Origin of the sequence: Granulicella mallensis (genome assembly GCF_014203225.1) — a bacterium.
Classification (GTDB): Bacteria; Acidobacteriota; Terriglobia; order Terriglobales; family Acidobacteriaceae; genus Granulicella; species Granulicella mallensis_A.
The window spans coordinates 363240-375732 of sequence record NZ_JACHIO010000005.1 but is presented as its reverse complement, the minus strand read 5'-3'; the positions used below and the strand labels follow the sequence as shown (position 1 = coordinate 375732).

General features: G+C 57.6%; 9 protein-coding genes. 6 read left to right on the top strand and 3 right to left on the bottom strand.

The features are described 5' to 3' along the window. Positions 1-396: 396 nt before the first annotated feature. Positions 397-876 carry a RodZ family helix-turn-helix domain-containing protein gene (locus HDF15_RS07905; protein WP_184254364.1) on the bottom strand — a complete coding sequence of 160 codons (480 nt, stop codon included), beginning with the start codon at positions 874-876 and terminating at the stop codon, positions 397-399. A 427-nt stretch (positions 877-1303) separates the two neighbouring features. Between HDF15_RS07905 and HDF15_RS07900 the strand changes: the two genes are divergently transcribed. The 6 genes from HDF15_RS07900 to HDF15_RS07875 all read left to right on the top strand — a co-directional run bounded on the left by HDF15_RS07900 (position 1304) and on the right by HDF15_RS07875 (position 10743). Continuing rightward, positions 1304-2773 (top strand): hypothetical protein, encoded by a 1470-nt coding sequence (locus tag HDF15_RS07900; protein ID WP_184254362.1) that lies wholly within the window; start codon positions 1304-1306, stop codon positions 2771-2773. Between the two features lie 54 nt (positions 2774-2827). Further along, positions 2828-3937: an ABC transporter permease gene (locus HDF15_RS07895; protein WP_184254360.1), complete on the top strand. Its 1110-nt coding sequence runs from the start codon at positions 2828-2830 to the stop codon at positions 3935-3937. A gap of 9 nt (positions 3938-3946) precedes the next feature. Next, complete coding sequence (locus HDF15_RS07890) at positions 3947-5224, top strand: glycosyltransferase family 87 protein (protein ID WP_184254358.1); 1278 nt, start codon at positions 3947-3949, stop codon at positions 5222-5224. Between the two features lie 18 nt (positions 5225-5242). Further along, positions 5243-6895 (top strand): S10 family peptidase, encoded by a 1653-nt coding sequence (locus tag HDF15_RS07885; protein ID WP_260330913.1) that lies wholly within the window; start codon positions 5243-5245, stop codon positions 6893-6895. 458 nt (positions 6896-7353) lie between these two features. Continuing rightward, a complete protein-coding gene (locus tag HDF15_RS07880; protein ID WP_260330912.1) occupies positions 7354-9027 on the top strand; it encodes a hypothetical protein in 1674 nt (557 codons plus the stop codon). Positions 9028-9201: 174 nt separating this feature from the next. Continuing rightward, a complete protein-coding gene (locus HDF15_RS07875) occupies positions 9202-10743 on the top strand; it encodes a glycosyltransferase family 39 protein (protein ID WP_184254356.1) in 1542 nt (513 codons plus the stop codon). A gap of 25 nt (positions 10744-10768) precedes the next feature. Here the strand turns inward: HDF15_RS07875 and HDF15_RS07870 are convergent, their stop codons facing one another. Both HDF15_RS07870 and HDF15_RS07865 read right to left on the bottom strand, forming a co-directional pair. Further along, positions 10769-11638 carry an energy transducer TonB gene (locus HDF15_RS07870; RefSeq protein ID WP_184254354.1) on the bottom strand — a complete coding sequence of 290 codons (870 nt, stop codon included), beginning with the start codon at positions 11636-11638 and terminating at the stop codon, positions 10769-10771. A gap of 12 nt (positions 11639-11650) precedes the next feature. Then, on the bottom strand, positions 11651-12445 hold the full coding sequence (locus HDF15_RS07865) for an energy transducer TonB (protein WP_260330929.1): 795 nt from the start codon (positions 12443-12445) through the stop codon (positions 11651-11653). Between the last annotated feature and the right edge of the window lie 48 nt (positions 12446-12493).

Below are 12493 nucleotides of genomic sequence, written 5' to 3'. Positions count from 1 at the left end.
GACTTCCACATGCCTCCACGACATCCAGACACCCCCCACAAATCTGTAAAGGATGTCTGGAGACAATGTGTAAAGGATGTCATGAGTCCGTACAGCTTCAGCCCCGCCGTTGGGACAACACCTGAAGCGGCTTCAGCCGCGGAGGGAGCGATGTCTATTTAGCCAGCGACACTATCCGTTGGAATATCTTCGACCTGCGGATCGAAAGCCCTTGTAGAGGGCTCTTGCATGCGGAAGAGCGCAGGCTTCCCCTCTGCACCGTCTCCTCAGTGACTAAAGTCACTGTATATGGCTGCTTCTAACGGCGGGGCTGAAACCCCGCCCCTTCAAAACAAAAAACTGAGCTCTAACTTCACCCGCACCCATAGCTTGAACCTTTGAGTTTGAGGACACGCCCTAACAGGCACCGGGGCCCTGCAAGCCTGAACCAGGATTCTCCGGCAGCCGGAGCATGCTCGAGGAAAACACGCCGTAGGGACGCACTCCGGGCTGAATGACGTAGTGCCAGGTCACCCAGGCCAGCGCGACAAGAACGATCAGAAGCAGCAGCACGCCCCACCAGTGCTGGCGCATGCCCGTTCCCATCTGTACGCGATTGCGCTTTACGTTTTCCGCAAAGACCGCCCAGTCCCGCTCATCGCTACTGGTATGGGTACTGGCGGCAAACCGCGCGAGCCACGATTCTTCCGCGATCCCCAGGTGGCGGCAGTAGCTGCTGACAATCCCCTTATTGAAGACGCCACCGGGCAGGCCACTGAAGTTGTCGGCTTCCAGGGCGCACAAAAAGCGCGACGGCACCTTTGTGCCCTGTGCGAGCTCTTCCAGCGACACCCCGCGGTTTTCACGTTCCAGTTGCAAGTCTCTGCCGAAGGACACCTTCGATCTCCAACGGTTCGGCTATGCGAACCGTGTCGCCATACTGGCGGACCCGATCTCTGCTACAAGAGCAGATCGACATTACTGTGGCCCTGCGAAGACCGTGCCGTGGCGCTCCCGGAGCCCACGCAAGTATCTTTCGCTCCTGCATCTACCTCTTGTGAAACCGGCTGCCCCCATTCCCTGTTCCGGAAGGAGCCAGCATATATCCCATGCCAGAATGCCACGAACTATATAAAGATCGCGAATGAGCATTCGCTACCGCACCTAAATCGTTACGGGTGCTTCCACTCATACTAATAAAGAAGTTACCCCCGGCTGCAAGCCCTCACCCGAATAGTTCTTCTCCTATCGACGATGGCATTCCTGTCAAAACAACAGGATGTCTGCAGGCCTGCGAAATTGCTTTGCTAGAATGAGATGTCCAATGCATATCCCTTATCCAGAGCGGATTTCCTATGCTTGGGCCACCACGTTCGCCACGGCACTTTTCATTGTGCAGATCTTCGAGCAGACGCAACTGATGTTTGCGCTCTGCTCTTTCGCCTTCATTCTTACCGCGACGGCAGCTTTCAATATCGCCGGAGGCCTGGATCGCCCCGTAGGCGCCTACATCTTCTTTAACGCCACGCTCACAGCCATCGTAGGTCTTGTCGTGAAGGCGTGCATAGGCGAACCGGCCAACAGCAACCTGCTTACCCCCCAGCTCACGATGGAGGTCTACCTCTTCGGGATGCTGGCGATGCTGTTCGGGGCCTATGTCGAAAGCCGCTTCCGGCCCCGTAAATCCTTTATTCAAGCCCGGCTTCCCATGCCGAGCCTGCGCTCTGTCTACATAGGCTCAACGGCTATAGCCCTGTTTCTCAAGGTCATTTATGCGCTTGCCGCAGTAGGGCTGATATCGGGCAGCCTCATCCAGACCATTTATAACGGCGATCATTTTTTGCCCTTCGCTCTCATTCTGGGCGTGATGTATACCATTCGCTCCAGCCATGGAGAGCGCAGCGTTACCCCCTGGCTGGTCTTCCTGTTTGCGCTTTCAACGGGAGAAGGGCTCTTGAGCTTTTCCAAGCAGGCTCTCTTCGGTCCCGCCTTCTGTTGGGTTCTCGCGGCCGCAATATGCCGCTACAGGCTGAAGATCGTCAACATCATCTCGCTCGTGATCGTTATCTATGTAGCCTACGCGTACGCGACTCCTTACTCGCAATACGGCAGAATCTTCAGCCAGGGAGGTGGGTTAGACAATGCAAGGCTCGCCGCCCATCTGCTTACCCACATGGATGAAGTCGTCAAGGCAAATGCAGAAAGTACCGCCGGAGTATACGGCAAGCTGGCTTACTACGATCACTCCATGGGTCTCCTTGACAGGCTTCAGATGCTGTCGCCCGATGATGCGCTCATTGGAGTAACGGAAGAATACGGCCCCATGGGTTACCAGCCTATGGTGGAAAGTGCGGAAAACATTATTCCTCGCGTCTTCTGGCCCGATAAACCTTTCGTCTACTTTGGCAACCTCTACGGACACCAGGTCGGCGCCATCACCGACGATGATGTTTCCACCAGCGTCTCTTTTGGACTCTCTGCCGATCTCTATCGCGAAGGCGGGTTGACCGGCGTGCTTCTCGTTGCGCCTCTTTGTATGGCTGCTGTCTTTTTTATCGTCTCCTGGTTCCTGGGCGATGTCCGAAGTCATCCCGCCGCGATCATCGCGGTCCTGGTCGTCGCACATACGGGTCCAGAGGGCGCTGTGGGTGGCCTTTTCGGCATGGTAGCCACGACGCAATACATGGTGATTCTCGCCTTTGCCTGCAGGTACGTCCTTCCGGTCGTCAGCTCTATCTTTGATCCTGAAAAGGCCGCGCCTGCAACCGCCGAACGCACCTTCGGCATGGCATGATTATCAAAAAGCTGGTGCTCTCCCCAGCCACAATTGGAAATTTAGCGTAACCCTATGAACAAACTCATTGTCGGCAATCTGGTCCATCGTCCGCTTCGCTCGGTCATCAGCGCCTTCGCTGTCGCCATCGAAGTCATCATGATCCTCTCGGTCGTGGCGATCTTCTACGGCATCCTCAATGGCAGCCGCACCCAGCAATCCGGCATCGGCATGGACATGATCGTGCGTCCCGGCACCGCCGGCGCACTGCTCAATACCAGCGCCGCCGCCGCCGACGTTCGTATCGCCGATGTGCTCCGCAAGCTCCCACATGTTCAGGTCGTCTCTCCGGTGAACATCAAACTCACCACCGGAGCCTCGCTCGAAAACATCTCCGGCATCGACTACGCCAGCTACAACGAGCTGAAACCTTTCGTCTTTATCAGCGGAACTCCTTTCCAGCAGCCCTTCGACGCCATCATCGACGACCTGGAAGCCACGAAGGGCAAGGGCGTTAAGGTCGGCGACACGATCAAGATTCTCAACCACGACTTCACGGTCCGAGGCATCGTCGAGCACGGCAAAGGCGGACGCAAATACATCCCTCTCGCCACCATGGACCAGCTTGACGGCAATCCCGGCAAGGCCGCGGCCTTCTACCTAAAGACGGAGGACCAACCAAAGTTCCAGGAGGATGTTCGCAACGAAATCCTGAATACTGACGGCATGCAGCAGTACAGCGTACAGACCATCCAGGAGTATCTCTCCACACTCACACCCGACCACCTGCCAGGCTTCAAACCAGCGTTGAACGTCATCATCGGCATTGCTACCATCATCGGGTTTATGGTCATCTTCCAGTCGATGTACACCGCCGTCATGGAGCGAACCAGAGAGATCGGTATTCTCAAATCAATGGGCGCAGGGCAATTCAGCATCGTCTCCGTCGTGCTGCGCGAGACCATGCTGCTGGCCATAGCCGGCATTTTCATCGGAGTCGTCGCAACCTATGTGCTGCGCTGGTTCCTGCACGCCCACATCAACCCGACCCTGAGCTTCCAACTCACACTGGAATGGGACATCAAAGCCGTCCTTATCGCGTTGGCCGGAGCTCTGCTCGGGGCCTTTTATCCCGCGCTCAAAGCAGCACGCAAAGATCCCATCGATGCTCTCTCGTATGAGTAGACAGGTTCCGTGACCGAACACCGATCTCCAGTTTCGAGTACCCTGCGCCTCAAACTCGCCATTCTGCTGACAGTGCTCGCGTTCGCGGAGTTCCTCGTGAGGGGCCCCGTTCTCGCCATGCACCAGCAGGGCAACGATATGGCAGCACCTTATATTGCTGCCATAAGGCTGATGCATCACCAGGATCCCTACAAGTACCCCGGGGTCCTGGAGGAATGGGTGGCTCGCGGCGCCGATCCTGACATAGGCCTCGACGACTCTGCCCAGCGCCCGATCTATCCTCCTACCGCACTCCCGCTCTTCTTTCCGCTGGCACTCTTTCGCTGGGTCGCCGCGCGCGCCCTCTACGTGCTGTTATGCACCGCGCTCTATACGCTGCTTGTTATCCGTTTTTCGGCCCTGATCAACACCAGTTGGCATAGCTCCCGCCGCTGGTTCTTTCTCGCCTTTGCCTTTGGACTGGCACCCATGCACACCGCCATCCGCCTGGCGAACCCCAGTGCAATCACCTGCATCCTGTTTCTCCTGAGTCTCCTGCTGGCCCATGAAGAAAACGACGCCGGCGCCGCGCTGCTGCTCGCCTTGTGCCTTTGCATCAAACCGACCATAGGCCCGCCCGCCCTGCTCTTATTTCTTCTGGGGAAACGATGGAAACTGCTCGGCCTCTGCGCAGGTTTTGTCTCCGCCATCTCTCTCTTCACCCTGGTTTACCTTGCGCCGGTTGGACGAGACTGGATTCTTCACTTACGGGAAAACACTGCTTATCTGTTCTCTTACGATGGAGCCGCTTCCTTCTTCGGTCCCAACCCTGCCTGCATCAACCTGCAGATGCCGTTTTACGCCATCTTCCATAGCATCCCCCTGGCAAATGTGCTGGCGTGGACCACGGCATCTCTCCTGGTGCTGTGGTGGTTGATCCTCCTGCGAAAGTCGCACGCTCACGACCCTCAAAAGAGCTGGCTGCTCCTCTCTGCCATCAGCTTGATCGGGCTACTGCCTATCTACCAGCGCACTTACAACACCGGCATCATCCTTCTGGCGCTCCTGTTTGTCTTCCGGCATCCGAAGTCGTTCCAGGCCAGGGCGGTTCTTGCGCTATCCACGGTCTTTCTGGTTCCCATACACACCATTTTGATCATGCATGTAGCGTTCCACCTCTGGCCTGTATTCAGGCAATCCAGATGGTGGGTTGCGGGCTTCTCGTGCCTGGAGAGCTGGGTCATTCTGGCGGCCATCATCCTTTTGCTCCATGCGGCCTCGCAACGAACCAGGCGACTGCAGACTTAACCCCGTTGAGAAGAAGGCATGTCCCCGAGGCTAAAGCCTCCTCCCTTCCTCTCCTCCATGTCCGGGCCTATCTCAGAAGCAAAAGCAACAGCAAATCCTCTGCATCCCCGCACTGCGCGCTCAAACACAATTACCATATCTCCCATGGTCTTCAAGCGGTTCACTTGTACAGTCCTCCTGCCCCTTTCTTTGTCCGCGCTAGGCTCCTCCGCGCTTCTCGCTCAGCGCGGCGGCCAGCCCCCGCAGGCCTCGCCCGCAACCGGCACTCCCGCCAAGCCCGCCGAAATCAAGCTCGAGCCCCTTTCCCCCGACAAATCCGTCGCTCAGACCATCAGCGTTCACGGCAAGACCCTTCACTACACCGCTACCGTCGGTACCATCAAACTCACCGCGCCTGACGGCCACCCCACCGGCGAAGTCGTCTTCACCTCTTACATTCTCGATGGCGACCACACCAACCGTCCCGTGCTCTTCGCCTTCAACGGCGGCCCCGGTGCTGCCTCCGGCTATCTCAACTTCGGTGCCGTCGGCCCCAAGCACGTCATCTTCGGCAACGCCGGCAACTCCCCCTCCGACCCACCCACCCTGACCGATAACCCCGGCACCTGGCTCGATTTCACGGACGAGGTCTTTTTGGACCCCATCGGCACCGGCTACTCCCGATCTCTCGTGGATGAGGCGGAGAGCCGCAAGCTCTTCTACGGCCCCACCCAGGATGTCGAGTACCTTTCCACGGTCATCTACAAGTGGCTGACCAAGAACGAGCGGATGCCCTCCAAGAAATATCTTCTGGGCGAGAGCTATGGCGGTTACCGCGGTCCTCGAATTACGCACTATCTACAGGCGGACCTCGGCGTGGGCGTCAACGGCCTCTTCCTCGTCAGCCCTTATCTCAACCCCAGCTTTGGCGACGGCAATCTCTCACCAGTCCCCTGGATGATTACCCTCCCCGCGATTACCGCCGCTCACCTTGAAAACGAAGGCAAGCTCACCCCCGAGGCCATGAAGGACGTCATCGCTTACGACGAAGGCGAGTACGCCTCTACCCTCATCAAAGGTCCCTCCGACCCAGCCGCCACCAATGCCATGATCCAGCACGTCACTGAAATGACCGGCCTCGATCCCGAGTTCGTCAAACACTCCGGGGGCCGCCTCGAAACTCGCGCCTTCCTCCGGGAAATCCATCGCGAGAACGGCACCATTGGCTCTGTCTACGACTCCAATGTCACCGACCCCGACCCCTTTCCCTACTCTTCCTTCCAGCAGTCCGGCGATCCCATCCTCGAAAGTGGCAAAGCCACCATCACCGAAGCCATGGTCAACTTCGTCACCGTCACCGTCGGTTGGAAGTCCGAAGCGCGTTACGACCTGCTCTCGTCTGAGGTAGGCAACCTCTGGGACCGCCAGAACCGCGAAACCGAGCGCGGCTCCGTACCTGACCTTCGCGAAGCCATCGCCGCCGACCCCAAACTCCACGTCGTCGTCTTTCATGGCTGGAACGATCTCTCCTGCCCCTTCATGGGTTCAATCCTCACCCAGAACGAGCTCCCGCCAACCCTCGCCAAGCAGGTCTCCATTCACGAATTCCCTGGCGGCCACATGTTTTACACCCGTCCCACCAACAGCGACGAGCTCCACCATCTGGCCGAGCAGACAGTCGCCAGCCACTAAAGCAGTATTGCTGAAGGTATACCCGAGGGCATGAATCTCAAGGTCGTTTTTCTCAACAAAAACGACACTCCTCTCCGTCTTCCGGGGGATAGTATCAGCAATACTGCTCTAGCATCCCGTCCAGCCGAGGAGCGCGGTTACCCGAACCGCTCCTCGGTTGGGCAGGTGGCTCACGAAAGCCATCAGCACGCTCAGGAAATACCCCAACACCTCCAGGGTGTGTCATCAAATTAGCCCTATGAGAACCGGCGAAGTGGATGGCGGCGAGGAAATTGCGGGTGGTGTTGGCGTAGAGTGTGGTTGCTGAGAATTGGATGAAGCATGCTGCCGTTTTTCTTCGGAAAAACGGTGTCCAGGCTTTTGATACGCTCTACATCTACAGGGAAACTGCTTTCGCTCCAGGCGCACGAACCTCCGCGCTTCTTTAAACGTATTTACGACATCTCACTTTTCATCGAATGCTGTCCTCTGAACCCACCAACCCGGCCGCTGCACCCGTCTCGGAGCTGACCCCGGCGCGCCGTGCCCCCGCGCAGCTCATCGTCTACGCTCTCCTGGGCGTCTCCGCAGTCTTCTTCGCTCTGCACTTTCTGCACCTCAACGCCGACTTCCCCAACAACTCTCCCTGGATGGACTGGGCAAAGTACACCGACGAAGGCTGGTACGGCGACGCAGCCATTCGGCACTACCTGACCGGCCACTGGTACTGGGAAGGCGACTTCAATCCCGCGGTCGCACTGCCGGTATGGCCGGCTATCGAATGGATCGTCTTTCGTTTCACGGGAGTCTCCGTCGGCGCCGCGCGGTCGCTTACGCTTTGCGTCTTCGCGCTTACACTGTTCACGTTTTACCGGCTCATCAGCCGCCATACCAGGGCCAAGACACACAGCTCCGGTCCTGCTCTGGCCGCTCCCATCGCAATCCTGTTTCTCTGCGCCAGCCCTTATTTCTACGTCTTTGAGCGAATGGCCATCCTGGAGCCGCTGCTGATCGCGCTCACCGCCCTTGCGCTGTTGGCGGCTTCGCATATGCAGCCCTTCAGCTTCCGGCGAGGGCCGATCAAGGCGTTGCTTCCCGCCCTTGCGCTCGGACTCTTACTCCCTGCGATGGTCCTCACCAAGACCACCGCCGTCTTTCTTGTTCCAGCCATCGCCTACATGATCTGGGCACGAGCCGGATATCGCCTCCGCACCGCGCTTCACTTCGCCATTCTCCCCGCGCTGATGGCGATAGGCCTCTGGCTCGCTTACATCCTGCTGATCGTGCGCCCGCACTATCTGGCGGACTACAAGTATCTCTTCTCCGCTAACGCGTACACCGGCATCGAACTTGAACCGTTCCCCACCGTCATCCTGAACACCATCACTGACGGCGGGTGGATGGGCCATGTGATCTATCCCCTGTTCTTCGTCGTGCTGGCGCTGGCTCTCTTCTGGCGTCCGAGGCTCTTCCGCAATCCTCTGGTGCCCTCGCTGCTGCTCTGGGTCGGCGGATACTTCGCCTTCCTCGTGTATCACAACAATCTGCAACCGCGGTACTACCTCGTCATCGCCGCGCCGATTACGGTGCTGGTAGCGCTGGGCATCGACTGCTTCCGCCAGAACCACACGCCTCGCGCAAAGCTGGTCGCCTCTCTGCTCGCAGCGCTGGCCGTTCTGAGCATCGTGATTCCCGATGCCCTTCTGCAGCTTCACTTCATCCGGCATCCGGAGTACACCTTCGAGGCTGCGGTCAACGGCATCAAGGACATCGTCCTCGCGGACAAAACCCATTCTCATCTCGTGCTGTCGATCTCCGGTTCCGACCTGACGTTGATGACCGGTCTTCCCTCTATCGACGACGACTTCGGAACGCTCGATCTCGATCAGCGCGTGAAGCAGTATCGCCCAGGCTGGTACGCCGCGTGGAACGAACTCGACGACGACAAGATGGATGCGCTCACTCCGCTCTACCGCATCGAACGCGTCGCGGCGTTTCCGTCGATGGACGACCCCGACCGCAACCTGCTGATCCTCTACCGCCTTGACCCTGCAGAACAGACAACAACAACGCGAGCGCACAAGCGCCACACCCCGAAACCACTCATCACGAAGATGGGACAGCAACCCAGTACCAATCAACTGAAACATTGATCGGAAAACGCCTCTCCGAAAAGTTGCAGAAGAGAGAATCTGCTGAACCCGCGATAGAATACGGAAGCAAAACGATACAACATCCAACCCATCTTTCAACCCTACGGTTTGCTCTCCGCTGCTCCATGGACATGACAGGATGACGCACCCTATTTCCGCAGTCAGGAAAGCCCTATGACACGCTCCCCCCAGCAAACGTCTTTCCCTCTGCCGCGAGTCATGTTGTTCACAGGCGTCTTCTCGCTGATCTATTTCATTCTGTTGGGCTGTTATCTTTCATCGCACAACATCATGTGGCTTGACGAGTTCTTTGCCTGGAACCTTCTCTCCGATCCATCGCTTTTCCACGTGATCTCCGGTTGGAACCACGGTGCCGATAGCGGAGGCATTCTCTACTACATCGTGGGCTGGCTCCTGATGAAGCTCACGGGGCCCCACGTCCTTACCATTCGGCTCTTCTCTGCCGTCTCTCTCTGGCTGGCGAGCCTCCTTTACTGGAGGCTCCTCGCGCGCAGCTTCTCGCCTCTCACAGCATTCTGTGCTGTAGCGCTGCTCTGGTGTACTCACGAGTTTGTCATACGAGTCGCCGAAGTTCGCTTCTACGGCTTCTACATCCTGATGACAGTCGTCGCTACCTATGCGACGCTCAGCACGATCTCGCGGCCGATGAGGCCACTCAAAATCTTCTTGATCTGTCTGTGCGCCCACGCTGCGCTCATCGGCAGCCATCTCATGGGAGCGGTATACAGCGGCGCCATTCTCATCGCCATTCTCGCCGGCAAACGTTCAAAAAACACTCTGGCTGCCGCTGCGGGGATTGTCTGCGCATGGCCGATGCTTTTGTTCTTTCGCTCGGCTATTTATTACGGCGCTGGCAATCAGGCCTCGCTCGACATGCCGCGACTGGCGGATCTCCTCATCTACTACCACCTCTCCCCCAATCTCAAAGTCGATGGACTGTTGTTCCTTGTTCTTCTTGTTTGCCTCCGGCTGATTCTGCGCAAGGCCAGCCTTCACCGTTCAAGCTGGCTGCTCTCCGATGCTCCACAGCCGCTCCTGCTGCGAGTCAGCCTTTGCTTCTTCCTCTCTCCCGTAGCGTTTTACCTGGCCTCCCATCTCGCACAGCCCATGTTCGCCAGGCGTTACATGTATCCCTTTCTGCTGGGGACTGCCACTTTCAGCACCCTCGTTCTCTGGATCGCTTCAAAAAAGACACCGTTCCGCAACCACCCTGCTTTGCTCCGTAGCAGTCTCCTGCTGCTTGCAGCTTTGATCCTGGCTTTACATGTGAGGGAGGTTTTACATCAGCCATCGAGGCCGATGATAGACACGCAGACGCTTGCGCAGGTGGCCGATGGTCTTCCACTCGTCTCTCCGGATGAGGAGGCCTTCTTCCAATTAAACTTCTATCCCAACCAGCCGGGTCTGCATGTCTACTTTCTGTCGAATCTCGAATCTGATCTGCTCCATCGTCCCAATATGCCCCTCGGCATGATGGGAACCATCCAGCACCAGGGATACTGGGCCGGGCGCATGGAGGATGTCACTCGCTTCGCCGGCGAACACAACAGCTTCCTTTATCTTGATTTCCCCCTGAAACGCCCTTTCAGGCAGGCCTATTTGAGCGATGCCGACTGGCACACGCAACCTGTAGGAACGATCCAGGTCCGATCCGCTCCCATCTCCATCCTGAGATTCGATCGCATCCAGCGCTGACCTTCCCGCAGGGAGACACCACTTCCTACTGCGGTGTCTGCACCACCAGGAAATCCTGATTCATCAGCACATTCGACGCCACAGGCTTGCCATCGAGCATCGCCGGAGTAAAGCGATACTTCGCCGCAGCCTCAACTGCACGTGCATCCAGCCCGTAGCCCAACGGCTGAACGATCGCAATATGCCTCGCTGTTCCTTCCGTGTCGACCACCAGGCGCATGTGGACGGTTCCGGTAACGTGATCGTGCGAAGCCGGAAGCGTATAACCAGCCTCCGCACGATGCGTAACCACAGCCTGCGAGCTGCCTGCGGACGGCACAGCCGCGAAGGTAACAACCTGCGCCCCAGTCAGCGAGTCCTGCGGCCACGCCATCGATGGATCAAAGCAGTGCTGCCAGTACTCGGGCATGGAGCGCTGCAGGGGCCGATCGATGCCCGTCGAGAACACCGCCTGCAACTCTCGTTCAAAAGCCGCGGCATCGCCTTTGTCGGCAAGCGTGAGACGCATCTTTTCCTCGTTCTGAGGATGCCGGTCGAACTCATGCCGGTCTGTCGCATAACGAATAGCAACCCGCACACCTTCCAACTCAATCGCGCCCGGCCCCTCGCGCACGACCTTCTGCACGTTGATGCCGGACAACGTCCAGTCGGTAGTTTTTGCGGTGCCCTGCGGTCTTCCCTCAAGATCGAAGCTGAGATTGTTGTCCGCGCAGAAGCAGCGCAGGAACAGTGCACGGCCAATCTTGAGAGCAGCCGCATCGACGACCGGATCGTGCTGTACGATCGGCACGGGTCCGCTCTCCGGCTTCACCACCGTCTGTTGAGCAAAGGCTGGCTGTAGAACTCCCATCAAAGATGATGTCAGAATCAGCGCGCTACGTTGGATTTGGAACATGATCTACATCCCTCAAGAGCGCTGGAAGTTCACCTCGACGTAGACGTCTACCCTGATAGGCTTGCCATTCCGTTGCGCCGGAATAAACCTGTACTGCGCAACTGCGGCAAGGGCTTGCTCATCCAGACCTAGTCCAGCGGGTTTGGATATGCTCACGTGACTGCATGATCCATCTGTCTCTATCCAGAAATGAACCTCTACCTTGGCGGAATAATTCATCCGTCGTGCCGCAACACTGAACTCTGGCGTGGGGGCATTCACTATTTTAGGTGGTGTCACCTTGCCACCTGCGTTTAACGTCCCAGGTGTCTTGTTCTGCGCATCCGGATGTTCTGCAACACCCGCTGCCGGCTGCCCGACAAGATGACCTTTGGCATATGTTTGCCAATAGAACGGCAATGTGGGCGCCAGCTCTTCGAGAGATCCGGCAAAGATCGCATCCAATGCCTTGCTGAAGTCCCGAGTACCGCTGCCCTCGACCTCCAGGGTAATCAGCTCCGGTGTGCCGTTATCGCCATTCCCCAGGGTCAGACCCTGCCGCTTATATTTCCCCGATTTGTCGAAGGTGAGTCCAACGCGCTGTCCCTCAATCGTCATATGGTCGCCGTGGATCTTTACCCGGAACGCATTGAAGCCCGCTTCGGTGAAGGAGACAAGGGAATAACTTTGCAGCGGCTTGCCGGCAGCATCAAACTTCAACTTATCTTCAGCCCAGAAACCCCGCAGATAAAGCGGCTTGCCGATCAGACGGGCAGATACTTCTTTTTCGGAATTTTGTGCTACCGCGACATTGGTTAAAAAGCCCATGGCCGGCAAGAGAACGACAAGTACAAACGTAAGCCGAAGAGTGAATCG